25 protein-coding genes are annotated in these 25940 nt (G+C 43.5%); 2 read left to right on the forward strand and 23 right to left on the reverse strand.

The window, feature by feature from the left end:
* Positions 1 to 90: 90 nt before the first annotated feature.
* The 8 genes from CVD23_RS01840 to rpsU form a co-directional block, all read right to left on the reverse strand.
* Positions 91 to 1056: a PhoH family protein gene (locus CVD23_RS01840; RefSeq protein WP_101575566.1), complete on the reverse strand. Its 966-nt coding sequence runs from the start codon at positions 1054 to 1056 to the stop codon at positions 91 to 93.
* Positions 1053 to 2246: a sporulation protein YqfD gene (yqfD, locus tag CVD23_RS01845; RefSeq protein ID WP_101575565.1), complete on the reverse strand. Its 1194-nt coding sequence runs from the start codon at positions 2244 to 2246 to the stop codon at positions 1053 to 1055. The genes CVD23_RS01840 and yqfD overlap by 4 nt, the downstream gene beginning before the upstream one ends.
* 66 nt (positions 2247 to 2312) lie before the next feature.
* On the reverse strand, positions 2313 to 2594 hold the full coding sequence (gene yqfC, locus CVD23_RS01850) for a sporulation protein YqfC (RefSeq protein WP_101575564.1): 282 nt from the start codon (positions 2592 to 2594) through the stop codon (positions 2313 to 2315).
* Between the two features lie 98 nt (positions 2595 to 2692).
* Complete coding sequence (locus CVD23_RS01855; protein ID WP_101575563.1) at positions 2693 to 3136, reverse strand: hypothetical protein; 444 nt, start codon at positions 3134 to 3136, stop codon at positions 2693 to 2695.
* Between the two features lie 39 nt (positions 3137 to 3175).
* A complete protein-coding gene (gene floA, locus CVD23_RS01860) occupies positions 3176 to 4168 on the reverse strand; it encodes a flotillin-like protein FloA (protein WP_101575562.1) in 993 nt (330 codons plus the stop codon).
* A gap of 16 nt (positions 4169 to 4184) precedes the next feature.
* Positions 4185 to 5516 carry an NfeD family protein gene (locus CVD23_RS01865; RefSeq protein WP_101575561.1) on the reverse strand — a complete coding sequence of 444 codons (1332 nt, stop codon included), beginning with the start codon at positions 5514 to 5516 and terminating at the stop codon, positions 4185 to 4187.
* A 199-nt stretch (positions 5517 to 5715) separates the two neighbouring features.
* Entirely contained in the window at positions 5716 to 6162 is a 447-nt protein-coding gene (locus CVD23_RS01870; RefSeq protein WP_101575560.1) for a GatB/YqeY domain-containing protein, read from the reverse strand.
* A 16-nt stretch (positions 6163 to 6178) separates the two neighbouring features.
* Positions 6179 to 6352, reverse strand: coding sequence for a 30S ribosomal protein S21 (gene rpsU, locus CVD23_RS01875; protein WP_026692851.1), 174 nt, complete (start codon positions 6350 to 6352; stop codon positions 6179 to 6181).
* Between the two features lie 198 nt (positions 6353 to 6550).
* Between rpsU and CVD23_RS01880 the strand changes: the two genes are divergently transcribed.
* A complete protein-coding gene (locus tag CVD23_RS01880) occupies positions 6551 to 7471 on the forward strand; it encodes a Na/Pi symporter (RefSeq protein WP_101664972.1) in 921 nt (306 codons plus the stop codon).
* A 77-nt stretch (positions 7472 to 7548) separates the two neighbouring features.
* Here CVD23_RS01880 and deoC read toward each other — a convergent pair whose 3' ends face one another.
* The 14 genes from deoC to gpr form a co-directional block, all read right to left on the reverse strand.
* Positions 7549 to 8220 carry a deoxyribose-phosphate aldolase gene (gene deoC, locus CVD23_RS01885; RefSeq protein ID WP_101664974.1) on the reverse strand — a complete coding sequence of 224 codons (672 nt, stop codon included), beginning with the start codon at positions 8218 to 8220 and terminating at the stop codon, positions 7549 to 7551.
* A 425-nt stretch (positions 8221 to 8645) separates the two neighbouring features.
* Complete coding sequence (locus tag CVD23_RS01890; protein WP_101664976.1) at positions 8646 to 9245, reverse strand: hypothetical protein; 600 nt, start codon at positions 9243 to 9245, stop codon at positions 8646 to 8648.
* Between the two features lie 758 nt (positions 9246 to 10003).
* Positions 10004 to 11356 (reverse strand): tRNA (N(6)-L-threonylcarbamoyladenosine(37)-C(2))-methylthiotransferase MtaB, encoded by a 1353-nt coding sequence (gene mtaB, locus CVD23_RS01895; protein ID WP_101664978.1) that lies wholly within the window; start codon positions 11354 to 11356, stop codon positions 10004 to 10006.
* Positions 11357 to 11361: 5 nt separating this feature from the next.
* A complete protein-coding gene (locus tag CVD23_RS01900) occupies positions 11362 to 12111 on the reverse strand; it encodes a 16S rRNA (uracil(1498)-N(3))-methyltransferase (protein WP_101664980.1) in 750 nt (249 codons plus the stop codon).
* A 153-nt stretch (positions 12112 to 12264) separates the two neighbouring features.
* Positions 12265 to 13203: a 50S ribosomal protein L11 methyltransferase gene (gene prmA / locus CVD23_RS01905; protein ID WP_101664982.1), complete on the reverse strand. Its 939-nt coding sequence runs from the start codon at positions 13201 to 13203 to the stop codon at positions 12265 to 12267.
* 21 nt (positions 13204 to 13224) lie between these two features.
* The gene (gene dnaJ / locus CVD23_RS01910) at positions 13225 to 14349 is read right to left on the reverse strand and encodes a molecular chaperone DnaJ (protein ID WP_101575554.1); all 1125 of its coding nucleotides are present in this window, start codon (positions 14347 to 14349) and stop codon (positions 13225 to 13227) included.
* 193 nt (positions 14350 to 14542) lie between these two features.
* A complete protein-coding gene (gene dnaK, locus CVD23_RS01915) occupies positions 14543 to 16381 on the reverse strand; it encodes a molecular chaperone DnaK (protein WP_101575553.1) in 1839 nt (612 codons plus the stop codon).
* A 37-nt stretch (positions 16382 to 16418) separates the two neighbouring features.
* Positions 16419 to 17024 (reverse strand): nucleotide exchange factor GrpE, encoded by a 606-nt coding sequence (grpE, locus tag CVD23_RS01920; protein ID WP_257987849.1) that lies wholly within the window; start codon positions 17022 to 17024, stop codon positions 16419 to 16421.
* 124 nt (positions 17025 to 17148) lie between these two features.
* Positions 17149 to 18180, reverse strand: coding sequence for a heat-inducible transcriptional repressor HrcA (gene hrcA, locus CVD23_RS01925; RefSeq protein WP_101575551.1), 1032 nt, complete (start codon positions 18178 to 18180; stop codon positions 17149 to 17151).
* Between the two features lie 84 nt (positions 18181 to 18264).
* On the reverse strand, positions 18265 to 19404 hold the full coding sequence (gene hemW, locus CVD23_RS01930) for a radical SAM family heme chaperone HemW (protein WP_101664986.1): 1140 nt from the start codon (positions 19402 to 19404) through the stop codon (positions 18265 to 18267).
* Positions 19405 to 19483: 79 nt separating this feature from the next.
* Positions 19484 to 21319: a translation elongation factor 4 gene (gene lepA, locus CVD23_RS01935; RefSeq protein WP_101575549.1), complete on the reverse strand. Its 1836-nt coding sequence runs from the start codon at positions 21317 to 21319 to the stop codon at positions 19484 to 19486.
* Between the two features lie 149 nt (positions 21320 to 21468).
* Positions 21469 to 21813: a DUF3679 domain-containing protein gene (locus CVD23_RS01940; RefSeq protein WP_101664988.1), complete on the reverse strand. Its 345-nt coding sequence runs from the start codon at positions 21811 to 21813 to the stop codon at positions 21469 to 21471.
* A 19-nt stretch (positions 21814 to 21832) separates the two neighbouring features.
* Complete coding sequence (gene spoIIP, locus CVD23_RS01945) at positions 21833 to 23029, reverse strand: stage II sporulation protein P (protein WP_101664990.1); 1197 nt, start codon at positions 23027 to 23029, stop codon at positions 21833 to 21835.
* Positions 23030 to 23101: 72 nt separating this feature from the next.
* Complete coding sequence (gpr, locus tag CVD23_RS01950) at positions 23102 to 24226, reverse strand: GPR endopeptidase (protein WP_101664992.1); 1125 nt, start codon at positions 24224 to 24226, stop codon at positions 23102 to 23104.
* A gap of 275 nt (positions 24227 to 24501) precedes the next feature.
* Between gpr and rpsT the strand changes: the two genes are divergently transcribed.
* The gene (gene rpsT, locus CVD23_RS01955; RefSeq protein WP_101575545.1) at positions 24502 to 24768 is read left to right on the forward strand and encodes a 30S ribosomal protein S20; all 267 of its coding nucleotides are present in this window, start codon (positions 24502 to 24504) and stop codon (positions 24766 to 24768) included.
* A gap of 130 nt (positions 24769 to 24898) precedes the next feature.
* Here rpsT and holA read toward each other — a convergent pair whose 3' ends face one another.
* Positions 24899 to 25930, reverse strand: coding sequence for a DNA polymerase III subunit delta (gene holA, locus CVD23_RS01960; RefSeq protein ID WP_101664994.1), 1032 nt, complete (start codon positions 25928 to 25930; stop codon positions 24899 to 24901).
* Positions 25931 to 25940 lie beyond the last annotated feature (10 nt).

The following is a 25940-nucleotide window of genomic DNA, read 5'->3' on the forward strand; positions in this document are numbered from 1 at the left end:
CAAAAAAGAAAAATCCCACGATAGTTTATGCGCAACACTGCGAATAGCTTGCATTTTCCAAAAGAAATAACTGCCCGGCAGCCCGGACAGTTATTTGCTTTCATTTAGATCATATGCATGAATAATTTTTCCAACGAGCGGGTGGCGCACAACATCACTCTCGTCAAGGTGGGTAAAGCTTATGCCTCTTACATTGCCTAAAACGTCTTCCGCTGCAAGTAAACCGGACCTTACCCCTTTAGGAAGGTCAACCTGTGAAGTATCACCGGTAATGACCATTTTTGAACCAAATCCGAGCCTGGTTAAAAACATTTTCATTTGTGCCTGCGTTGTGTTCTGTGCTTCATCAAGAATCACAAAAGCATCATCAAGGGTTCTCCCTCTCATATAGGCAAGCGGGGCGATTTCAATCGTTCCCCTTTCAATCAATCGCTGTGTATGCTCTGCTCCGAAAATATCATTAAGGGCATCATATAAAGGCCGCAAGTACGGATCGACCTTCTCTTTCAGGTCTCCCGGGAGAAAGCCGAGGCTTTCCCCTGCTTCCACCGCCGGCCTGGTAAGGATAATCCGTTTTACATGGCCGTTTTTTAATGCGCTCACAGCCATGACAACCGCTAAGTATGTCTTTCCTGTGCCGGCAGGGCCAATTCCAAACACAAGGTCATGCTTTTTGATGGCGTTAATATACTGACTCTGTCCAAGAGTTTTAACTCGAATTGATTTCCCGTTTGCCTTTTTGGCAATTTCTTCATCGTAAATAGCCTCGAAATATTCAAGTGTGCCTTTTTTCGCTAATTCAATAGCATAGATGACATCTCTCTGACCGATGTTCATTCCTTTTCTGATCACAGCGAGCAGTTTCACCAATATTTTACCTGCAAGATTTATTTGATCCGAATCTCCCGAAACGTAGACGGTTTCGCCTCTCGTCACTATTGAAACATCCAATTCTTGTTCGATTATTTTTAAGTTTGTATCTGAATTCCCAAATAAAGCAATCGCTTCATTCGCATTCTCAAGCTGGATATCAATTGTTTTTAACTCTTCTGTCATTCGTCGTCTCCTTGGATAATTGGTTGTCCTTCTGCGATATTCTCAATAATTTGGAAGTGTATTGATAAATTTACTTTACCATTCTCGATGGACTGGTGCAAAACTTTTTCACCCTTAATGGTAGCATCCTCAGTCAACTTACTTTTTATTTCATTTCTCGCGATCTCCTTTGCTGCCTGAATCGCCTTTTCATTGGAGTAAGTTCGTGTAACCTGTTCACTTTCACGATGTGTGCTTGCTACATATGAAATCGGCAGCTCCCACTTGATAAAACGGATTTTTTTCTCATTTGTCTCTGTCTCAAATTTGCTAAATTCCGGCTTTCCAAATCCCCAGACCGGCACAGCGACACTGCCTATTTTCAAATAGTGTTTTCGCTTCTCATTGCCGCTAAAAGTCTGGAAAGAACTTTCTAACGGAAGCTCAACTTTACACCAGTACCAGGTTTCTCCGAGAATTTCCCCTTTGGCCGGAATAATTATACTTTGTTCTTCTCTGCCGATTACACCTGAAACCAGTAGCTGCCCTGCCGTCACATGATCATGGATATTGACAACTGGATCGCCCTGTTCGACAAACATATCAACAATGACGGCCTTCTTTTTAGCAACTAAATTCCTTGGAGAAGCGTATTCCGGCTGCTCCGGCTCGTTTTTTTCGACGACTTGCATCCGATAGGTTGTCCCCTTTAATTCAACACCCACCCAGGTAAGCGCTTCGATATTGTTAGTGAGCTCACGCTGGATCGTGCTCACATCATCAACAAAAAACTGGAGCTTGCCAATTTTCACACCCATCTTGTCCAATTCTTTGCGAATCTGATATTCTGTTGCCGGATTAGCTCCTTTTATTTCAATAGCCCAGATCATATTTGATAGAAACATAATGACTGCAAAAAAGACGAACGTTCCCGCTGCAAAGCCGCTGTTTTTCAACAACCTTTTCAGCAAAAATGGGGCGCCTGTCCGATTTAAAAAATGAACTTTACACTCGCTTCCTCTTGCAGCAGCTCTGAGCTTATGAACGTCTTCAAGCCGAAGTTTAATTGTCACCGTTTCCGTTCCATGCCTCTTAACCTGCCAGATATGCAACCCCTTTTTTGTCAATCGATTTAAGAGCCGCTCAATTCCTTTTCCTGTTATTTTCACCGTCACAATTCCTTTATAAAATTCAACCCACTGATTCTTCATATCTTCCTCCTGGATTATTCTTAATATGACGAAAAGGCCGAATCACCACGCGTGATCGCTTTCTTGTTACTGTATATACATGACCTGATCAATTTGCCCCTCGACCAATATTTCTTCAGGCAAAATCGTTTTTATGACAAAATGATTCCCTTTAATTAACAGCTGCCCCTTTTCAAGAAGCAGCCTTATCTCTTTATCTGTAAAAGTAAGTAAGCCCCGGTGGTTCTCAATGTATATATGTAATTGCCCGATCATCGTTATACGCGGCAAATCGAGCATGACATCCTGCGGAAGATCCATTTTCTTTGTCATCCAATTCCATATCGAATGGCTCAACTTTTTTGACATAAAAAAAGAACCCCCTTTCATCTCATGTTTATGAAATGAATGGGGGTTCTAGCACACCTTTTTCCCGGATGTCCACATCGTTTACGCTCATCTTCCGCCTATCTTTTAAATGGATGATGGGGGCGTTTTGCCCTTGACTGTCCAAGGACCTCCGCAAGGATCACTCCGTTTAAGAGATTCTGTTGATCAATATCAAGCTCTGTACGCTCTTTTTCTTCGTTTTCCTGAAAAATGCTCGCAGCTGACGCTTTCTCGTTTTTCTTTAAAGATCGCAGCTTAGCTTCAGCCTGCTGTTTCTGTTCTTCATACTTATTGTCAAGTCTTGTCGCCGTCATCTCACGCGTTTCCCGGCGCGCAGCCACTGGTGCTGGTGCTGGTGCCGGAGCCGGAGATGGGGCAGGTGCGGGCTGCTTTGGTGCCTGGGGCCGCACAGGCCGTTGCTGCCGCTGTTCCTTGCCGGCATCTTTAAAGCGATTGAACAAGCTGGAAATGATCCCGAGTACAACCACAATAAAAATAGGATTTTCAAAAATAAACTCCATTAGAGGCTCCTCCCTTCTTAAGTCCGGGTTTTCCTCTTATTATTTCTTGCCGTTATCTTTTTTCTCGCCTGTCATTTTGCCGATTGAGCCCCTCATATCGGTATCAGCCGAGATATTTTGGATGTTCATATAATCCATTACACCGATATTGCCTTCTCTTAAAGCTTCTGCCATCGCAAGCGGCACGGTCGCTTCCGCTTCGACAACCTTCGCCCTCATTTCCTGGACGCGTGCTTTCATCTCCTGCTCCTTTGCCACCGCCATCGCCCGGCGTTCTTCTGCCTTAGCCTGGGCAATATTTTTATCTGCTTCAGCCTGTTCTGTTTGAAGCTCGGCACCGATGTTTTTACCGATGTCAACGTCCGCAATATCAATCGAGAGGATTTCAAATGCGGTACCTGCATCCAAGCCCTTTGAAAGGACGGTTTTCGAAATCATATCCGGGTTTTCCAGTACTTTCTTATGGTTGTCTGAAGAACCAATTGTTGAAACGATCCCTTCACCAACACGGGCAACAACCGTCTCTTCACCGGCTCCTCCTACTAAGCGCTCGATGTTGGCACGGACGGTAATTCTTGCTTTTGCTTTTACTTCGATTCCATTCATTGCCACGCCGGAAATAAACGGTGTTTCGATTACTTTTGGATTAACGCTCATTTGGACTGCTTCCAAAACGTCACGTCCTGCCAGATCAATTGCTGCACTGCGCTCAAACGATAGTTCGATATTGGCACGGTGGGCGGCGATTAATGCATTGACAACCCTGTCGACGTTACCGCCGGCAAGATAATGGCTTTCAAGCTGGTTTGTCGTTACATTTAATCCGGCTTTATGCGCCTTGATTAACGGATTAATGACGCGGTTTGGGATAACCCGGCGCAGCCTCATTCCAATCAGGGTGAATATGCTTACTCTTACTCCGGCTGCAAGGGCCGAAACCCACAGCATGACCGGCACAAATGTCAATAAGATTGACAGCAAAATAATGCCGAGCACGATGGCTACTAAAATAAATAACATTGATGCTTCCATTCAGATTTCCTCCTAGTTATTCGTTTTTATCTAAATCAGGAATTTCCCTGACCACGATCCGCGATCCCTCTGCTTTTATGACTCTCACTTTGGCTCCCTGCAGTACAAAGCCTCCTTCACTGACGACGTCAATGCGCTCATCCTCTATCACTATCGTACCTGCTGGCCGCAATGCGGTTAAGGCATAGCCTTCAAGGCCGACCAGTTCCAGGCGATTTTTATTGGAGACATAACCGCTTTCGGTGCTCGTTGAATCGGTTAAAATCATCTTTTTAAACAGTCTCATTTTTTTACCAAACACCTTTACTAGTAAAATAGATGCTAAAATGGACACTCCGATTGCAATTAACAGGGATATACCCATATGGAACACGTTATCTGATGCTAAAAACAAGCTGCCCAGGATGGCTGCTGCTCCAAGTATACCGGCAATTCCGCCCGGAACAAAGAGCTCGAGGATGAGCAGGCCGATTCCGACCGCGAATAGAATGAAAGTTTCGTATCCAGCCAGGCCGGCAACGAGGTGTCCGTAAAAGAATAATAAAAGCGCAGACAAGCCCGTGAAGCCAGGAAGGCCAAAGCCTGGTGAGTATAGCTCAAGGACAAGCCCGAGACTTCCCAGTGTCAATAAAATCGGCACTACGATCGGGTTGGTGATAAAGCGCGCAACCTTTTCTGCAAAGCTTTCTTCGACGGTTCGAACTTCAGCATCGGCAAGGCCGAGCTTTTCCGTTAGTTCATCGAGATCGTTTACGGTTCCTTCTGAATATCCGACTTCAAGCGCCTCATCACTTGTTAACGTCAGCAATTTCCCTTGACCGGCCCCGTATTCAGATAAATCATTGTCTTCACTGGCCATCGCAATCGCGTATTGCGGATCCCGGCCAGCATGCTGTGCTGCGTTCTCCATTTCCTTCAGCCAGTAGGACTCCGCTTTTTTACCGGCTGTATTTCCCTGCTGGTCTATAATCGCAGCAGCACCCATCGTCGAACCGGGAGCCATATAGATTTCGTCAGTATACAAGGAAATATATGCTCCAGCAGATAAGGCCTGCTTGTTGACGAAGCTGACCGTTCTTACATCTGTTGTCGCCAGCAGTTTGCCAATTTCTGCTGCTGCATCCACAGCGCCTCCGGGAGTATTGATTTCAAAAATAATAGCAGCTGCATCCTCCGCTTCGGCGGTTTGGACAGCTCGCTTCAGGAAACCGAAAAGGCCTTTTTCAACCGTTTCCTCAAGCGGAACGACATAAACAATTTCATCCTTTGCAGAACCTTCAGACGGAAAAACGATTGCCAAGAAAGCAAGTAAAAGAGCTATTGCTGTAAGATAGCGGCGTATTGCCACACCCTTCCCCCCTTTCTTCCATTTATTTCGTTTATGTATTTACGTTTTCCGATAAAGAAAGATTCATTTTCAAGAAAAAATATCAATGTTACTTTCTCCCAATCATCCATGAATGATGTGACAGAAACAGCATATGCCCTGGCAGCCGCAAAATACAAAACGGACCGCAGACAACTGCCTGCGATCCTGTTTCATTCAATTATGAAAGATGTTGTTGTACGAGTTTATTTACAAGCGATCCGTCTGCTTTGCCTTTAACCTTGGGCATTATCGCAGCCATCACTTTGCCCATATCAGCTTTTGACGATGCACCTGTTTCCAAAATCGTTTCTTGCACGATTTCAGAAACTTCCTCTTCGGAAAGCTGTTGTGGCATATATAGATCAACATACTGTAATTCAGTGCGAATTTTTTCAACAAGGTCTTCACGACCTGCTTTTTCAAATTCCTGGAGGGAATCCTTGCGTTGTTTTACTTCGCGAGAAAGAACTGTTAACTCTTCTTCTTCGGATAGCTCTTTTTTACCGAGCTTAATCGCTTCGTTTTGCATCGAAGCTTTTACCATCCGAATTACAGTGAGTTTGTCTTTTTGCTTGCTTTTCATCGCTTGTATCATATCACTATTTAAACGCTCGAGAAGACTCAATCATATACACCCTCTCTTACCACTTACGTTTTCTTGCAGCCTCAGACTTTTTCTTACGCTTTACGCTAGGCTTTTCGTAGAACTCGCGCTTTCTGGCTTCCTGTAAAGTACCAGTTTTAGATACAGTACGTTTGAAACGACGAAGAGCATCTTCAAGCGATTCGTTTTTGCGAACGACAGTTTTAGACATTCTCTTTCCCTCCCTCCGAGCACAACCCACTAACATTACTACATGAAAATTCCATGTACTTTGCAATTATAATATAATGCCCGTGCAAGGTCAACTCTGTATTTAGTCTCCTCGTTCTCCGTACAATATTCAAGTGTCTCTATTTCATGGCATGTCATTCGCAATCCCCCCATATGATTTAAGAAGGGAGTGAAGGACATGCTTTTGATGCTATTATTTATCCTGTTCATTGGGATGTTTATCTTCGGCATGACGATTTTAAGAACAGGCTTGTTTAATTTATCAGCCGGTTCACTTAAATTGTGGATGGCCCGGCTGACAGCTTCCCCAATGAAAGGGTTCCTGATTGGTATATTGGTCACAGCCATTCTCCAGAGCAGCTCTGCAGTTATGGTCATCACAATTGGAATGATTTCAGCCCGGCTGTTAACCTTTCCGCAATCGATTGGCATCATTCTTGGCACCAATATTGGTACCACCTTCACAGCAGAGTTTATTACATTTGATATCGATTCCATCCTGCTTCCGCTGTCCGTTACCGGTGCCATTCTGATCGCACTCAATAATAAAAGAGTGCGAAGTGCCGGCATGATCATATTTGGGATTGCAACGGTGTTCACCGCGATGCGAGGATTTAAATACATGGCAACACCTTTGTCAGTCACGCCTTACATTGATAATCTGTTGACATTTTTGAATGACAGCCATCTGTTTAGTGTCATGGCAGGAGCAATCATCACTGCTGTAATCCAGTCAAGCACCGCTGTAGTCGGAATGCTGATGGGCTTTTTAATAGCGGGCCATTTAAGCCTCGTGTCTGCGGTTGCGATTATGTTCGGCGCCAACATTGGCACATGTGTAACCGCATATATCGCCTCGATAACTGCAGGCAGAGAAGCCAGGCTCGCTGCATACGCTCATATATGGATTAATGTTCTCGGTGTTGCCGCTTTTTTCCCATTTATAAAAATACTTGCTGATGCTGCTCCATTAACCGCGGATGACATTGATGTCCAGCTTGCCCATATCAGCGTTTTCTTTAATGTCGTTTCGTCGCTGATCATCCTCCCTTTTGCAGAAAGGTTTGGGCAAATAATACTATGGATTCATGACCGATAAATGATTTTTTCCTTTTAGAAATAATAAACGCCCTTAAACTGGACTAGGTTTAAGAGCGTTTATTCGTTTTAATTTGATTAATAGTCTGAGTCACCGGTTAACCCTTTTACAATCGAAACACCTGAACTTGCACCGATTCTCGTTGCACCTGCTGCGATCATCATTTCGGCATCAGCCGCGCTTCTCACTCCACCGGATGCTTTGACGCCGATGTCCGGACCAACCGTCTTACGCATTAATGCAATATCCTCTTTCGTAGCGCCGCCAGTTGAAAAGCCTGTTGAGGTTTTTACAAAATCCGCCCCGGCCTTGACTGCAAGTTCGCATGCGCGAACTTTTTCTTCTTCAGTTAACAGGGATGTCTCAATAATCACTTTTAGCAATGCCTTGTTTTTTGCTGCTTCGGCAACCGCACGGATATCACTTTCAACCATGTCATAATTTCGATCTTTTAAAGCGCCAATGTTGATTACCATATCGACTTCACCAGCACCGTTTTCAATCGCATTTTTCGTTTCGAAAGCCTTTGTTGCTGATGTTGTTGCCCCAAGCGGAAAGCCAATTACCGTACATACCTTAACTTCCGTGCCGCTCAAAAGTTCACTTGCGTATTTAACCCATGCCGGGTTGATACAAACGGAGGCAAAATGATGCTGCTTCGCTTCCTCGCACAGATCCTTTATTTGTTCTTTTGTCGCATCTGCTTTCAATAGTGTATGATCAATCATGCTTGCTACATTTTTACTCATCTTGAACTCTCCTTTACAATGGAAGGTTGTCCGTACCTCTCTAATCATATCATTGTATGGTTGAAATTTCGAGAATAAATTATAAAAATGCAATCGGTTTCAGACTTGCTCTTTGCAGCAGTCATTAACCATTCAGTTCGATCGTTATGCGGACGTGAAACCCGCAAAAGGAAAAAGAGTAAAATTCAGATCAAATAGCGCAAATAAATATAAACAGTTGAAATAACAATCGACACGATCATTAACGGAAAGCCTATTTTTAAATACTTATAGAAGCTGATGTAGTATCGGCTTTCATTTCTCATCTTTTTAGGCTAATAACCCTTTCCTCATTTACACATCTATATTTATCTAATTACTTGTTCCAAAACACATCCTGTTATATTCAATCTCTTTTTTTAACCATTGAAATTTACTCAATTATTTCAATGACCATAATTAATAATGTGTACATCGTCATCATTGCCATTTTTAGAAATAATGAACGTAAATCCTTGTGTGCTAGATGAATTTAACAAAACCAATTTTCCCTTTTGCAAATTGTAATATTGCCCTTTCATGGAGATGTTCTGATTTTCTCCTTGACTATCCACAGTAATATTTCCCTGAATTAAATTTCTTAGATCAAGTTTGCCTAGGTTGTTAAAAAGCCTTTTTGCGGTTGTTAAATTTTCATACTGTAACCATTCGTCTGCATAACTGACATTTAATATGGTTTCCTGTTGTGAGCAATTACGGACACATTGTTTAAAATGAGTAATTTTATACCTTTCTTGTTTCTCTTGAAAATTTATCAAGTCATACTCAATGACGCTTATTACATTATTTTTATCTAGTTCAATACGAAAATTTTCTATTTTTGTATTTGTGGGCAGGTTTTCTTGATTAGATAACGTTTCCCAGTAATCATTAAAATTAGTATCGTAAAAGGATGAATCATTTAACAAATAATGACTTTTCTTGGCGGATTCACAACTAATTAAGAATAAAGAAACTATCAACAGGATTATAATTTTTTTAAGCATCCTTACGATTTCCTTTCATTTAAAATAGAACTTCCTCTAAAAAACGAGGAAGTTCATAACTGCTAAAAATTATGTGTTGCTAGTAATTGTAGTTTACATCTATTTTTTGCTCAACACCATATATTTCTGCATTGTAATAAGGAATATAGTAATCAACTCTATGCCTAATATCCATATCTGCCATTGTTCCAAAAGATTCCCATTGAGTTCCAGGTGTAAAACGAGTAGGATTTAATAGATATTTTGAGTTAAGTCATTTCCTTTAGCACTAACTTCCTGAAGTGGGAAAAACACGAGAACGGCAGCAATTAATAATATACTGTTTAATAAAATTCGCTTCATTCCATTCTTCCTCCTTGTTTGTTAGTTAAAGATAATGGTCCTTTTGTTCACTGAAATATATTTTTTCTTTATGTTATTCTCCTGATGAGTTACTTTGTCTTAAGCATCATTAACACCAACAGGGTTACAATATATAGAAATTTTTTCCATATATCCCCTCCTTATTTACAACTATAAACCAAATACTGAATTTATGGTTATTGTTTACAAATAATTCACAGTTTTTGGGAGATAAGTCCCTTCTACTAATGGTTGCTACATTTCTTTATAATCAGAAAATATACATTCAGTAAATTTGAAGAAACCCGAATGCTTCCTTCTCTCCTTTCTTTTAGTAAATATTTATTAATACCACGTTTGTTGATAATTCCACTAAAAAAGGGATTGCTATCATTTACAATAGCAATCCCTTTTTATTATACTGCCGCTTCTTCCTTCATTTCCGTGTCTTCGATGACGCGGACGAATTGTCCTTCGTTGAATGGATAGCCGGCTTTGGCAATTTTCACTTTTACAATTTGGCCGATCATTGTTTCATCAGCGGGGAAAACAACCTTTAAATAATTATCGGTGTAGCCAACGTAAAGACCGCGATCGGGCTCATCTTTATAAATTTCTTCCGGAATGACTTCGAGGACTTCGTTTTCATGTTTTGATGCATATTCTTTCGCCAACTGATCGGAAAGGGCGATCAGGCGATGAACGCGTTCGTTTTTAACCTCTTCGTCTACCTGGTCTTCCATTCTTGCTGCCGGTGTTCCGGTCCGCTTTGAGTACGGAAAGACATGGAGTTCGGAGAATTGATGTTCTTTAATGAAATGATAAGTTTCCATGAATTCTTCTTCTGTTTCTCCAGGGAAACCGACGATTACATCAGATGTGATTGCCAAGCCCGGCAATGCTTCTTTGAGGCGGGTCAAGCGTTCAGCGAAGAACTCCATCGAGTATTTTCTGCGCATTCTTTTTAACACTGTGTTTGATCCTGATTGAAGAGGAATATGCAAATGGCGGACAACCATTTTTGACTGGCCCAGCACTTCAATCACTTCATTGGTAATTTGGCTTGCTTCAATCGAGGAAATTCTTAATCGTTTTAAGCCTTTTACCTGCGCTTCTAAATCTCTGAGCAGCATCGCCAGATTGTAATCCTTCATGTCTTCGCCATAGCCGCCGGTATGAATTCCGGTCAGGACGATTTCCTTATAGCCAGCATCGACAAGCTGTTGCGCCTGGCGGATAACTTCCTTCGGATCGCGTGATCTCATTAAGCCGCGCGCCCATGGAATGATGCAAAACGTGCAAAAATTGTTGCAGCCTTCCTGGATTTTAAGCGATGCCCTTGTGCGATCGGTAAAAGCGGGCACATCAAGCTCCTCATAAACACGATTCTTCATGATGTTACCGACACCATTAATCGGCTGCCGCTCTACTTTAAACTGTTCGATATACTCAAGCATTTTAACCCGGTCTTGTGTGCCGACAACAATATCAACTCCGGGAATGGCCATAATTTCGGCAGGAGATGTTTGCGCATAGCATCCGGTTACACAGATAACAGCATCGGGATTTTTTCTGATTGCGCGGCGGATGACTTGGCGGCTCTTTTTATCTCCTGTGTTCGTTACGGTACAAGTATTAATAATATAAACGTCTGCCGTGGATTCAAAGTCAACACGGTCATATCCTTCCTGTTTGAACAGCTGCCAGATTGCCTCTGTCTCATAATGGTTGACTTTGCATCCAAGCGTATGGAAAGCTACTGCAGGCATCTATTTCACCTCATCAATTCAAAATGATAAGAAACGGCAGCCAGTGCGTAGAGCGGGGCCGTTTCTGTTCTTAATATTCTTGGTCCAAATCCGCATGAAATAAACCCGGCTTCTTTCAATTGTGCGATTTCCTGGTCGGCCAGGCCGCCCTCAGGCCCGAACACAATCAGCATTGACTGGTTTTTTTCAACAGATACGAATGTTTTCGAAAGCATTGATGACTCACCGGCTTTGGCATCTTCTTCATAGGCGATCAGCTTAAAATCGTAATCGCGGCTTAACGCCAAGAGCTCCTTGAACGTGACCGGTGCTGCCACCTTTGGGAGCAGTCTTCGGTGCGACTGTTCTGCAGCTTCCTTGGCTATCTTTTGCCACCGTTCCACCTTTTTACTGGCCTTATTATCGTCCCATTTAACAATCGAACGGGCTGCAGTAAAAGGGATAAATTGATAAGCTCCAAGCTCAGTTCCCTTTTGGATGATCGTTTCGAGTTTATCCCCTTTAGGCAGGCCGCTCGCGATCGCTACCCGAACTGGCAGCTCGGAGGATCCTTCTTCCCATTGTACAACGGTTGCGATTACAAGGTCATCGGTAATTTCTGCAATTGTGCAGATCGCACTCTTGCCGTCGGAGTCAGAACAAATAATTTGGTCACCTATTTTGCCCCGCATGACCCTGACAATATGATGCCTGTCGTCACCAGAAATATAAAAGCGCCCTTCAGAAGCGGGAGCATTAACAAAATACCTTTGCAAACCGTGCACCTACCTTTAAATCTGATTCACGAATTGATTAATCTTGGTACCCGTACCGCAGATTTTACTATATTTTCGTTGCCAAAAACAGCAAGCCGTTTTTGCGGGAAACCGAAAAAAGGGCAAAACGATTTATGTGCCCCTTTTCGTAACTTAGCGTCTTTTCGCGATTATCGCAACCCAATCTTCCATATGAATGGTTTCTTCAATCTCAAATCCGGCGTCGATGATTGCTTCCCTTACTTGCTGCTTTTTCTGTGCGATAATTCCCGATGCGATGAAATATCCGCCCCGCTTGACGACCCGTGAAACATCATCGGTAAAACGAAGGATGACCTCAGCCAATATATTTGCTACAACAACATCTGCATCTTCTCTAATACCGTCCAGCAAATTGTTTTGGGAAACGGTGCAGCGCTCCTGGACTTTATTCAGTTTAATATTCAGCCGGGCCGATTTTACTGCAATTTCGTCGAGATCCAGAGCCTGAACCTGGTCTGCCCCCAATAAGGCGGCCGCAATGCTTAGCACCCCTGAGCCTGTACCGACATCGACCACACGGTCCCCTTGCTTCACTGTTCGCTCTAAAGCCTGAATACACATAACCGTTGTAGGATGTGTTCCCGTTCCAAACGCCATCCCCGGATCGAGCTCAATGATCAGTTCATCACTGTTTACAGGCGTGTAGTCTTCCCACGTAGGCACAATTGTGAATTTCTCGGAAATCTTCACTGGATTATAATATTTCTTCCAGGCTGTTGCCCATTCTTCTTCATTGACTTCACTTATGGTTACTTCATTAACCCCGATATCAATGTTATGAATGATTAGATTGTTAATTGCTTCTTTGATTGCGTCCACTGTTTCACCAAGAAAGCTGTTGACAGGCAGATAAGCTTTTACAATAACGCCTTCCTCCGGATAGTCATCAGGATTAAGTTGGTAGATTTCTCCGAACTGGTCTTCCCGCTCCTTCACAAGGTCAGCCGGATCTTCAATTACCACTCCGCTCGCTCCGGCTTCATGCAATATATTTGAAATCGGTTCAATCGCCTCATTTGTAGTATGAATGCTGATTTCTGACCATTTCATCTCCTACCAACTCCGTTTCCTTTATTCTCCCTTAAAGGCACGCTTCACTTTTTCAAAAAAGCTCTCCTCATGCTCCCCCTGGGGAACTGTTCCACTGACTTCAGCAAATTCATTTAACAGCTGCTTCTGTTTCTCTGAAAGCTTTGTCGGAGTAACGATCCTGACTACTACATGCTGGTCACCCGTACCATAACCCCTGACATTCGGCACACCCTTGCCTTTTAAGCGGAATCGCGTTCCAGTTTGTGTGCCTGAAGGGATCTTTAGTTTGATTTTTCCGTGTAAGGTCGGCACTTCTATTTCGTCCCCCAACGCAGCCTGGACAAAAGTAATCGGCATTTCACAATAAATATCATCACCATCACGTTCAAAAAACTCGTGGGAACGGACATGGAACACGACATATAAATCACCGGCAGGTCCACCATTAATACCCGGCTCTCCCTGTCCGGACACGCGCAGCTGCTGGCCGTCGTCAATACCGGCAGGAATTTTTACGTTAATCTTGCGGCGTTTTGTCACCTTGCCGGTTCCGCGGCATGTTGAACATTTGTCCTTAATTTCTTTGCCTGTTCCGTTACAGTGGTTACAAACCCTGCGGTTGACAATTCTCCCAAACGGAGTATTTTGCTCCACATTCAGCTGGCCGGTACCATGGCAATGCTTGCACGTTTCCGGTTTTGTTCCCGGTTTCGCCCCGGATCCATTACATGTATTGCAAGTCTCTTCGCGGGGAATTTCAATATTTGTTTCTTTTCCAAAAACGGCTTCTTCGAAAGACAGTGTCATTGTATATTGTAAATCCGCACCCTGTCTTGGGGCATTAGGATCCCTGCGTCGTCCGCCACCGCCGCCGAAAAATGTATTGAATATATCCTCAAAACCGCCAAAGCCACCGCCGAAATCTCCGCCGCCAAAGCCCTGATTCGGATCGGTATGGCCGAACTGGTCATAGTGGGCGCGGTTTTGGTCGTCGCTCAACACTTCATATGCTTCTTTTACTTCTTTAAATTTTTCATCAGCATCTTTTTCTTTGTTAATGTCCGGATGGTATTTTTTAGAAAGCTTCCGATACGCTTTTTTTATTTCATCCTTCGACGCACTTTTGCCAACTCCAAGCACTTCGTAATAATCCCGTTTACTCATGAAACCACTCCCCGATTTCCTGTCACATAAAGGTTATTGTATCATTTCAAACTAAATTCGTGCAACATCGCCATCATGCGTGATTATTGTGATTTTACCAAAAGCAAAAACGCACAGCATGTGTTTCCTTTCTCAAAGAAAAAGCCAAAGCCAAGGATGACCTGACTTTGACTTTCCTTAAGAAGCACAAGGATTATTTATTGTCCTTATCGTCCTTAACTTCTTCAAATTCTGCATCAACTACATTGTCTGCTTTACCGGCTTCCTGTCCTTCAGACCCTTCCGCAGCCTGGGCTTGTTTCGCCGCTTCTTCATAAAGCTTAACTGTCAAGTTTTGGACGATTTCCTGCAAGGCATCTTTCTTGGCACGAATTTCTTCGAGCTCATTCTTTTCAATTGCCTGTTTTAAAGCATCCTTCGCTTCATTTGCTTTCGCAACTTCAGCTTCGTCCACTTTTCCTTCTAGATCCTTCAAAGTCTTCTCAGTTGTAAAGACAAGCTGGTCTGCTTCGTTGCGGAGTTCCACTTCTTCTTTCCGCTGTTTATCTGCTTCAGCGTTTTCTTCTGCTTCTTTGACCATGCGTTCGATTTCTTCATCTGATAATCCGGTAGATGATTTAATCGTAATGGCCTGCTCTTTGTTTGTACCTAAATCTTTTGCACGTACATTGACAATTCCGTTTTTATCGATATCAAAAGAAACTTCGATTTGCGGAATTCCTCGTGGTGCTGGCGGGATATCGGTTAATTGGAAACGGCCAAGCGTTTTATTGTCAGCTGCCATTGGGCGTTCCCCTTGCAATACATGAATGTCAACCGCTGTTTGGTTGTCTGCAGCTGTTGAGAATACTTGTGATTTCGAAGTCGGAATCGTGGTATTGCGGTCGATCAGCTTCGTAAACACACCGCCCATTGTTTCAATTCCAAGTGACAGTGGTGTAACGTCAAGCAAGACAACGTCTTTCACGTCTCCGGAAATGACACCGCCTTGAATCGCTGCACCCATCGCTACGACTTCATCCGGGTTCACACCTTTATGCGGCTCCTTGCCAATTTCCTTTTTAATCGCTTCTTGAACAGCCGGAATCCGCGTCGAACCTCCGACAAGAATGACTTTATCAATCTCTGCTGCAGATACGCCTGCATCCTTTATCGCCTGTCGTGTTGGACCCATTGTTCTTTCAACAAGGCCTGCTGAAATCTCATCAAATTTCGCTCTTGTCATCGTAATTTCCAAGTGAAGCGGTCCAGCTTCTCCTGCGGTAATGAACGGCAGTGAAATTTGTGTGGAGCTAACACCGGACAGGTCTTTTTTCGCTTTTTCAGCCGCATCCTTCAAGCGCTGCAGCGCCATTTTATCTTTAGAAAGGTCGATGCCATTCTCTTTTTTGAACTGATCAACAAGATAGTCGATGATCACCTGGTCGAAATCATCGCCGCCAAGGCGATTGTCACCAGCTGTTGATTTTACTTCAAATACTCCATCGCCAAGCTCAAGGATTGAGACGTCAAAAGTTCCGCCGCCAAGGTCATAGACAAGAATGGTTTGGTCTTCATCCATCTTATCAAGGCCATAAGCGAGGGCAGCCGCAGTCGGCTCGTTAATGATCCGCTCTACTTCAAGTCCGGCAACCTTTCCGGCATCCTTTGTCGCCTGGCGCTCTGCATCGTTGAAATAAGCAGGCACTGTGATGACGGCTTTTGTAACTTTCTCTCCTAAATATTCTTCAGCATAGGATTTAAGATACTGAAGAATAATCGCAGAAACTTCCTGTGGCGTAAATTCTTTTCCTTCTGCTTCTACTTTATAAGCGGTCCCCATGTGACGCTTAATTGATTGGATCGTATTAGGGTTTGTAATTGCCTGGCGTTTTGCTACTTCCCCCACCTGGCGCTCACCGTTTTTAAAAGCAACGACAGAAGGTGTTGTCCGATTTCCTTCCGGATTGGGAATTACTTTTGGTTCGCCGCCTTCTAACACGGCTACACAAGAGTTAGTCGTGCCCAGGTCAATACCGATAATTTTGCTCATGCGTTTTTTCCTCCCATATCTAAATATGTAGTTTTATTTATTGGTTTACCTTTACCATCGATGGACGAATCACTCTGTCCTTCAACTTGTATCCTTTTTGAAATTCTTCTACAACGACATTAGGCCGATAATTATCGTCTTCAACCTGCATAACCGCCTGGTGCAGATGGGGATCAAATTCTTGGCCAACTGCATCAATCGGCTCAACCCCTTCTTTTTTAAGAGCATCAAGCAAGCTGCGAAATACCATTTCCATTCCTTGTAGAACAGACTTGGCTTGTTCATTTTCAGCTTCCATTTTTAAAGCTCTTTCAAAATTGTCGATAGCAGGTAGCAGGTCTGTGATTAAGCTTTGTGCTCTATATTTTTCACGTGCTTCAAGATCAAGTCTCGAACGCCTCCGGAAATTATCGAGATCGGCTTGCAAACGTACATATCGGTTATCCGCTTCCTCCAGCTTCGCTTCAAGCTCGGCAATTTTAACATCGGCCTCGCTTGCTTCATCTGTGGCTTCCGTTTCAATTTCAGCGCCTTCAAATGAATCGCTTTCTGCGAATACCGGCTCGACTATTTCTTCCTGCTGATTCTGTTCCGTTTCAGTTGCTGGTTGTGCAAATTCATTTCTATTTTTTTCTTCTGTCAAATTGCTCACCTCCCTTAAAGATATACGATATTGTCCGGATGGTTTCAAGTCAAAAGCGTTGTGCGAACAGGGCATGGAAAGAAAAGGGTGGAATGTTCACCACCCTTATTCAATATTGCCTGCCTTAATTACTTTGATACAGTTTTGATAAAACAGTTGTTAAATCTTTGCTTATCAGCTGCAGAATGCTGACAACTCTTGAATATTCCATGCGGGTTGGCCCGAGAATCGCAATTGTCCCGATCTTTTCAGCTCCCATTGAATAAGTAGCGGTAATTAGACTGCAGTTATCCATTGCTGAGTTGTTGTTTTCTCGTCCGATTTTAATATTGATCCCATGCGGGTTTTCACGGATCAGCTCGTAAATGCCATCCTCCTGCTCTATCATCGCCAGCAGTGAGCGGATTTTTGCAATGTCATGAAATTCCGGCTGGCTGAGCATGTTGGTTTTACCGCCAAAGAATAACTTCTCGTTTGTCGGCAGCTTTAACGTTTCCGCAAATGATTGCAGCATAAAGTCATAGCTTTGAATGTGCTGCCTGAGCAGTACACCCACCTCTTTATAGATTTTTCCGTTAAGGTGGACAAGCGGCACGCCTACAAGCCGCTCGTTCAAAATATTGACCATTTTTTCAAGATCGCCGCCATCGATCGATTCAGGCAACTGAAACATCCGGTTTTCAACATGGCCGGTATCGGTGACAATAATGGCGATGGCGGTGTCCTGATTCAAAGGCACAATTTGGATTCTCTTTAATTTGTGGTCCATGACATCAGGCCCTAAAACGATCGAAGTGTAGTTCGTCATCTCCGACAAAATCTTTGCCGATTTTTGGACGATTTTTTCAAGCTCGTATATTCGCTCTGCAAAAATCGATTTTATTTTATGAACATCTGTCCTGTTTAGTTTTTGCGGAGACAACAAATGGTCAACATAGTAGCGGTAACCTTTTTCAGATGGAATTCTCCCTGATGAGGTGTGCGTTTTTTCAATAAAACCCAATTCTTCCAAGTCAGCCATTTCATTGCGTATCGTAGCCGAACTAAATGAGATATCGCCTTTTTTCGACAAGCTCCTTGAACCGACAGGCTGGGCAGAACGAATAAAATCATCAACGATCACTTGAAATATTAATAATTGCCGATCTGTTAACAACTTCATCACCCCTGTTAGCACTCTTATTGAATGAGTGCTAAATCTAATAATAAATTATCAAACAACAGGGGAAGCTGTCAACGATTAGCTTACACCAATAAAGGATTGAAACACTTCATTACCAAGCAGCCTTCCATTCTTTGTAAGATAAATATGGTCGTCATTCACTTCAAGCAAGCCCCTGGTTTGCATTTTTGTTATTCCATCAGCAAAGACGACGAGCGGATCGGCGCCGAACTTGTCCGAAAATTGTCGAATCGAAACTCCTTTCGTCATTCTTAAGCCGAGGAACATTTCTTCCTCTTTCCGTTCTGCATCGGTCACCTTATGGCTATCCATAACAGGAAAACGGTTTTCTGATAATGGATCCATGTATTTTTTCAATGGCCCGTAGTTGGAGATTCGATGCCCGTCTGTGTAGCTATGCGCCCCAGCCCCGAAACCGTAGTACGATTCATTGGCCCAGTACGTGATATTATGCCGGCTTTCAAAGCCGGGACGCGCGAAATTGCTGATTTCGTATTGCTTGAATCCGTGCTTATCCATTTGTTCCATCAGCAGTTCAAACATGGCTGCTTCCGTTTCCTCTCCCGGTGTCGGCAGCTGCCCTTTTCTCATCAAATTATAAAAAACTGTTTTCGGTTCAATGATTAATGAGTAGCCTGAGTAATGCTGGATATCGAGAGAAAAAGCTGTTTCCAAAGTGTTACGGAAGTCATTAAGCGTTTGCCCGGGAAGGCTGAAGATTAAATCTACGCTTATGTTTTCAAAGCCCGTCTGCTTGGCAAGGTCAATTGACTTGAACACATCATCGCGGCGATGGGCACGGCCAATTTTCTCTAAAAGTTTGTCGTTAAAGGTTTGAACCCCAAAGCTAAGCCGATTGACTCCGGCTGATGCCAAAATCTGAAGCTTTTCTTTTGATAAATCACCCGGATTCGCTTCAAAACTGAATTCAGTATCCTCATTGAATGGCAGCTTCTCTGTGATGATTTCACAAAGCCTTTGAAGCTGCTGCTCATTTAAGGCAGTCGGCGTCCCTCCGCCTACAAAGATCGAATTCAGCGGGTTTGCCGGGTATTTTTCCAGGGTAAGCTCGATTTCCTTTGCCAATGCTTCCAGGTAAGCTTCAACCGGCTGCCCTTTTAAAAATACTTTATTAAAATCGCAATAATGGCAAATATGTTCACAAAATGGGATGTGGATATAAGCTGCTTTGATCATCTGCTTCACTACCTTTTGTCCGTTTAATAGTAAAAGAGGCTAGAGCAGGCATGCGCGCCTCCGTCTACCCTCTGTAAAATTATTTCTTCGTGTTGCTGTCGTCCATTTTTAAAACGGCCATGAAAGCTTCCTGCGGTACTTCTACCGAGCCGACCTGCTTCATGCGTTTTTTTCCTTCTTTCTGCTTTTCCAACAGCTTCCGCTTCCGCGAAATATCGCCGCCATAACACTTGGCGAGCACGTTTTTACGCATCGCTTTGATTGTGGAGCGAGCGACAATCTTTTGGCCGATTGCTGCCTGGATTGGCACCTCAAACTGTTGGCGCGGGATTAACTCTTTTAATTTCTCAACAATGACTTTACCGCGTTCATAGGCGAAATCGTTATGCACAATAAAGCTCAATGCATCCACCTTTTCAGCATTTAACAGAATATCCATTTTGACAAGTTTTGACTGCTTATAGCCAATCAATTCATAATCAAACGAAGCATAACCCTTCGTCGAAGATTTTAGCTGATCGAAGAAATCATAGACGATTTCTGATAATGGGATTTCATAGACGATGCTGACGCGCGTTTCATCCATGTACTGCATATCAACGAAAATACCGCGCTTTTCCTGGCAAATCTCCATAATTGCCCCGACATAATCGTTTGGTGCCATCATCGTTGCTTTTACATACGGTTCTTCAATCCTGTCAATTTTTTGCGGATCCGGCATATTGGAAGGGTTATCCACCTTCACCTCGGTGCCGTCTGTCATGATGACATCATAGATAACACTTGGTGCTGTAGTAATCAGGTCAATCTTAAACTCGCGCTCGATTCGTTCCTGGATAATCTCCATATGAAGCAGGCCCAAAAATCCGCAGCGGAATCCAAATCCCAATGCCTGGGACGTTTCCGGTTCGAATTGGAGAGCGGAATCGTTAAGTTCAAGCTTCTCAAGCGCTTCGCGCAGATCATTAAATTTCGCACTGTCGATCGGATAAAGGCCGCAGTAGACCATTGGATTCAGTTTCCGGTAGCCTGGCAGCGCTTCAGTCGCTCCGTTCTTGGCATTCGTGATCGTGTCGCCAACCCGTGTATCACCGACATTTTTGATCGCGGCTGTTAAAAAGCCAACATCACCAACAGATAACTCATCACGGGAAACGGCTTTTGGCGTGAAGACGCCTAGTTCCGTTACTTCGAACTCTTTGCCGGTCGCCATCATTCTCACCTTATCGCCTACTTTTACGGTCCCTTCGACAACACGGATATATGCGACAACACCCCGGTAAGCATCATATAGTGAATCAAAGATAAGCGCTTTTAGCGGCGCGTCCGGGTCACCCGTTGGTGCAGGCACTTTTTCTACGATTTGTTCGAGAATTTCTTCGATTCCAATCCCGGCTTTTGCTGAGGCGAGCACGGCCTCGGAAGCATCCAAACCAATAACCTCTTCAATTTCAGCGCGGACTCGTTCTGGATCGGCACTCGGCAAATCAATTTTATTAATAATCGGAAGGATCTCCAAATCGTTATCAAGCGCTAAATAAACATTTGCCAATGTTTGGGCTTCGATTCCCTGCGCCGCATCAACGACAAGAATCGCTCCTTCACAGGCAGCAAGGCTCCGAGACACCTCATAGGTAAAATCGACGTGCCCTGGCGTATCGATTAAATGGAAAGTATACTCCTCTCCATCTTTTGCGCGATATTTTAGCTGAACAGAATTCAGCTTGATCGTAATTCCCCGTTCTCTTTCAAGGTCCATTGAATCAAGGAGCTGATCCTTCATCTCTCTTGATGTAAGAGCATTCGTTTTTTCCAATATCCGGTCTGCTAAAGTCGATTTTCCATGGTCGATATGCGCGATAATGGAAAAGTTCCGGATTTTCGATTGTCTTTTCTGTCTTTCTTCTCTGTTCATTGGGTTCACTCCTACTATACTCGCACATGTACACTATTTTTGATTATATCAGCAGGGATAACAAGATTCAATGAAAAGTCCCGGCCCTGCGGCTACGGAGCGGCAAAAAGGCTAGGAAACAGAGAAAAACGGACCATGTGGCCCGCCCGCTATGATGATTCGATTAACCCTGCTATCGAGTCGAACAGTTTTTTCGCTGCTGCAGTTATTCCATTTGCCGCCTTCTTACCCATATCCGAAAAAAAGTTATAAGCTTTCATTTTTTCAAGCTTGGCTTTCTTCTCTTCAAGGTCATGGCTTGAAATATCGTTGCCAAGGACGGTTGCCTGATATTCACCTTGATCGGCTTCATTGACGATAAAAGCGCCGCGGAAACCCGAATCCTCATACCCTTTCATCTTGTGGATCCCTCCATTGGCATGCTGCATCCCGACAAGCACGGACACAAACATTAACGATGCTATCAATGACACCTTAAGCATGAACATTTTCATAACGGATCACCCAATTTTTTTAATTCTCTTGTTTCTTTTCTTTGAGCGGCTTGTTTACTTGTTCGGCCTGCCAATAATATTCGCTGAACACATCAGCAAGCGCGGCAGCCGAGCGGTTCAGTTCATCAAACGTATTGTCGACTCCGCCGAATTCGATCAGCATGGCATTTTCCGATAAGTCCTGGTTATATAAGCTATTATTGCCCTCATCCTTGTGCGCAATAATTCCCCGGCTCAAGCCCGGCCCGTACTTCTGGTCGAGCAAATTATGAATCTCATTTGCAAGCTTAAGATTTTTTTCGTAATTCGGGTTTCTTTCACCGATCACAAAAGCAAGCTTCGCGTATGATTGCCCATTAATTTCTTTAGTCGTATGTCCTCTCCTTCGAGAATCGCGATGGATATCAATCAAATAAGTAAGATCGCCGTTGGCAGTAACCGCTGCCTCGACAACAGCTCTTGACTCTTGATATGATTTCGGGTAGCCCAAACCTTTTTGCTTCAATAATTGCTGAATATCGGTTTTATCCACCATTGTTCCGATTCCTTTGCTCTCCAATTCTTCCTTCAGCTTATCGCCAATTTTTGTAACATTGATTTCCGAGTGCTGGGCCAGGTCCGGGTCTGTGACTCCCTCTAAATACGGAAGAAACGATTCGCGGTTATGCGAAAAATAAACATACACCTGTTTACTGCCTGACGTTATAGGCGGAGTTTCGTGTTTACCTGCGGACGGCTCGATATCCTCTGTGTTCTGTAAGGCTGCTTCCTGTTTATCCCTTAACACTTCGATTGGCGGGGCTGATTCAATCGGCATATTTGTATAGTTGGTACCTTCACCTGCAACAAGAATTTTCCCATCAAATATTGAGAAGCCTGGCAGTTCTCTCCCTAAAAAGCTGCGCGGATCATCTAAATTGATATTGGTCGACAATTTAAATATGAAGCTTGATAGTGCCGGAGAGCCGCTATCAGGAATGGCTTTCATAAAATGGTGGTTTTCAAAGCCAAGTAATTGATAGAGCATTTCCCCGGTGACATTTGCAGCTGTATTGTAAACCGATGCAGAGGTAATTCGATACTCTGGTTTGAGAGCGGTTAACGTACCGCTTATTGAAAACGACATGAGCAGAAAAAGCAATATTGCAAGAACAGCCTTTACTATGGTTGTCCCTTGTACAGCCACCATGATTCCTGATTGCTTATAATGTTTCATCGTTCCACCTCTCTTGGCAAGTCTAGTAAATTCTATGACATTGCTAGAGAAGATAGAACCATACTATCGTTATTATTTCGTATAGTAGCCTGTGTTGTCCTGATTCACGGCTTTATGGAGAGACGCATTCAAGCCATTCGCGAGCAGGTTGGCCATATCCTCTATAAACACATCGACTTCTTTTGGCGTAACCATCAAATTATGGCCGAGCGGTGACAGTACCTCGTATATTAATTGCCTTTTTTCTTCATCAGGCAGCGTTCCAACCATTCCCAAAAAGGTTTTTCGATGCTGTTCCCCCGGCAAGTCGTCTTCAGTCAGTTTTCTTGTTTGCCCGAATGTCATTCCCGCCGGTGTAAGGGAACGGGAAGGGCTCCCGCCTTCTCTCATTTCTTTGCCAAAATGTTTAAGGATATAATCAATTGTATCGCTTGTGATTGATACAGCATCCACGACCGTCGGAACACCAATCGCAAAAACCGGAATTCCAAGCGTATCTTTGCTTAATTCTTTTCGTTTATTCCCTACACCCGAGCCCGGGTGGATTCCTGTATCAGAAATTTGAATCGTTGAATTTACTCTTTCAATCGATCTGGAAGCCAGGGCATCAATCGCAATCACGAAATCTGGTTTTGTCTTTTGAACAACCCCGACAATAATATCGCTCGTCTCGATGCCGGTTAGCCCCATTACGCCAGGAGACAAGGCGCTGACTGGCCTGTAGCCCGCTTCAACATTTTCGGGCTGCAGCTCATATAAATGCCTTGTGACAAGGAGGTTCTCGCATACCATTGGGCCAAGAGCATCTGGTGTAACATTCCAATTTCCAAGTCCGACGATCAGGCAGGATGCTTGATCGCCAACCCCGCTTTCCTTTAAAAAATGAGAAAATTCATCGGCAAATACTCTTTCTACCTTCATTTGTAATCCTGTATCCTGTTGCCTGATGCCAAGTACTTCAAGCGTTAAATAACGGCCTGCTTTTTTGCCGATCGCCTGGGCTCCTGTATCAGTAACCTCAACGAGTGAAACTTTTATACCGTTTTCTTCTTTTTCTTTGATGACGACACCGTTAATTTGTGAAATATCCTGTTGCTGGCGGACACTTTGATTCCGAGCCTCAAGAACCATTTCCCGGGCCTCTACAGCTAAATCCGTGCGAACATTATATTGGCTTAAATCAAGCTCATCCTTCACGTTATCCCTCCTGTTAAGGCGTTTTCGATCATGTCTGCTCAAGATTCTTGACGGCTGAATCGTCTATGTAGGATTATTCTCATTCATTTTTCCAACTATCACCTATCTTTTCCTGATTTCCATAAAAACATTCACATGAACCGTCCGGTAAAATAAGCGAAGGTATTGCATTATCGGCAACGGTTTGATAAAATATCTTGTGTTCTTAATTATTGTTATTGAGATGGAAAAATCGAGTTAATATAACCTCGAAAGTTTCAGGGGAGGTGAATGGAATGCCAAACATTAAATCTGCTATTAAGCGTGTAAAAACAAGTGAGGCTAGCAAGGCTCAGAATTCTACTGTCAAATCATCTATGCGTACTGCTGTAAGGAAAGTTGAATCAGCAGTCGTTAACAACGATGCTGCCGCTGCAACTGCTTCTTTCTCTTCAGCTTCAAGTAAACTTGATAAAGCAGCAGCTAAAGGGCTAATCCACAAAAAAGCTGCAGCACGTAAAAAATCCCGCTTAATGAAAAAAATGAACTCTATGAACGCTTAAGTATGAAAAAAACGACCTTTCGGGGTCGTTTTTTTGTTTTCGGGAACAGATTCATTTATAGATGGGTAATTGCCGTCGAAATGCCTCCATTATCCGCGGTTAGAATCAGGTACAAGCCATTGCGTCTGGTTTAGGTCTGCAGGCTGTAGTCATGCAAGCGCAGCAAGAACATTTCAATCAACAGTTCTTTTGCCATCCCGCCCGTTTTCATCTGGTAATCTGCTTCGGCGAGCATACTGATGATTTTGGATAGGTCCTCATCGGTAAACATGCTGGCTTGACCGGCAGCGAGTTTGATGCGAAACGGGTGGATTTTTAAGTAGCCGGCCATTTGCTGCTGTCCGTATCCCCGCCGCGCCAGGTCTTTCACTTGATAAATCAGCCTGAACTGTCCGGTTAAGATCGCCAAAATCTTGATCGGCTCTTCATTTTGTTTGAGCAGATCGTAATAAATTCTGAACGCTTCATCTATTTTTCGGTTGACCACTTTGTCAACAAGGGCAAATATATTTTGCTCCAATGACCTTGATACAAGCTTCTCGACCGTTTCAAGATCGATGTTTTTTTCTGTATCGGCGTACAGCGAAAGCTTATCGAGCTCACTTGTCAGCATAAACAAATTAGTCCCAGCGAGGGCAAGCATCATGCCGACTGCATCCTCATCAATCTGAACGCCATTTAACGCGGCTCTCTCTTTAATCCACACTTTAAGCTCTTGTTCGTTTAATTTTTTCGCTTCCAGCGTGACCGCTTTGTTTTTCAGTTCTTTTGTAATTTTTTTGCGTTCATCCAGTTTTTCGTAAGGCGCGGCAAACACCACAACGGAATACGGGGCCGGTTCTTTCAAATAAGCCTCGAGCTTTGCGATGTCATGCTCCACTTTTTCCTTTGTCTTTTCCGAGGTAAGAAAAACAGGATTATGTACAATAATCAATCTTTTTTCGCCGATAAACGGAAAGGTTTCAGCATCCTCGAGCACAGCTTCGATCGGCGTTTCCTCAAGATCATAAGAAGAAAAGTTAAAATCAGCCTCTTCTTCATTTAGAACATTTTTAATCAGCAGCTGTTTCGTTTCATTAATAAGAAATGATTCATTGCCATATAATAAATAAAGCGGGGCAATTTGCTTTTTTTTAATTTGTTTCCATAAATCGTTAATCAATGTCCTTCGC

Origin of the sequence: Bacillus sp. V33-4 (genome assembly GCF_002860225.1) — a bacterium.
In the GTDB taxonomy this organism is placed as follows: Bacteria; Bacillota; Bacilli; order Bacillales; family Cytobacillaceae; genus Bacillus_BJ; species Bacillus_BJ canaveralius.

Coding starts and splice junctions, on each gene's coding strand:
- CVD23_RS01840 (WP_101575566.1), bottom strand. CDS start 1,056: ATGACAGAAGAGTTAAAAACAATTGATATCCAGCTTGAGAATGCGAAT.
- yqfD (WP_101575565.1), bottom strand. CDS start 2,246: ATGAAGAATCAGTGGGTTGAATTTTATAAAGGAATTGTGACGGTGAAA.
- yqfC (WP_101575564.1), bottom strand. CDS start 2,594: ATGTCAAAAAAGTTGAGCCATTCGATATGGAATTGGATGACAAAGAAA.
- CVD23_RS01855 (WP_101575563.1), bottom strand. CDS start 3,136: ATGGAGTTTATTTTTGAAAATCCTATTTTTATTGTGGTTGTACTCGGG.
- floA (WP_101575562.1), bottom strand. CDS start 4,168: ATGGAAGCATCAATGTTATTTATTTTAGTAGCCATCGTGCTCGGCATT.
- rpsU (WP_026692851.1), bottom strand. CDS start 6,352: ATGTCTAAAACTGTCGTTCGCAAAAACGAATCGCTTGAAGATGCTCTT.
- CVD23_RS01880 (WP_101664972.1), top strand. CDS start 6,551: ATGCTTTTGATGCTATTATTTATCCTGTTCATTGGGATGTTTATCTTC.
- deoC (WP_101664974.1), bottom strand. CDS start 8,220: ATGAGTAAAAATGTAGCAAGCATGATTGATCATACACTATTGAAAGCA.
- CVD23_RS01890 (WP_101664976.1), bottom strand. CDS start 9,245: ATGCTTAAAAAAATTATAATCCTGTTGATAGTTTCTTTATTCTTAATT.
- mtaB (WP_101664978.1), bottom strand. CDS start 11,356: ATGCCTGCAGTAGCTTTCCATACGCTTGGATGCAAAGTCAACCATTAT.
- prmA (WP_101664982.1), bottom strand. CDS start 13,203: ATGAAATGGTCAGAAATCAGCATTCATACTACAAATGAGGCGATTGAA.
- dnaJ (WP_101575554.1), bottom strand. CDS start 14,349: ATGAGTAAACGGGATTATTACGAAGTGCTTGGAGTTGGCAAAAGTGCG.
- dnaK (WP_101575553.1), bottom strand. CDS start 16,381: ATGAGCAAAATTATCGGTATTGACCTGGGCACGACTAACTCTTGTGTA.
- hemW (WP_101664986.1), bottom strand. CDS start 19,404: ATGATCAAAGCAGCTTATATCCACATCCCATTTTGTGAACATATTTGC.
- lepA (WP_101575549.1), bottom strand. CDS start 21,319: ATGAACAGAGAAGAAAGACAGAAAAGACAATCGAAAATCCGGAACTTT.
- CVD23_RS01940 (WP_101664988.1), bottom strand. CDS start 21,813: ATGAAAATGTTCATGCTTAAGGTGTCATTGATAGCATCGTTAATGTTT.
- spoIIP (WP_101664990.1), bottom strand. CDS start 23,029: ATGAAACATTATAAGCAATCAGGAATCATGGTGGCTGTACAAGGGACA.
- rpsT (WP_101575545.1), top strand. CDS start 24,502: ATGCCAAACATTAAATCTGCTATTAAGCGTGTAAAAACAAGTGAGGCT.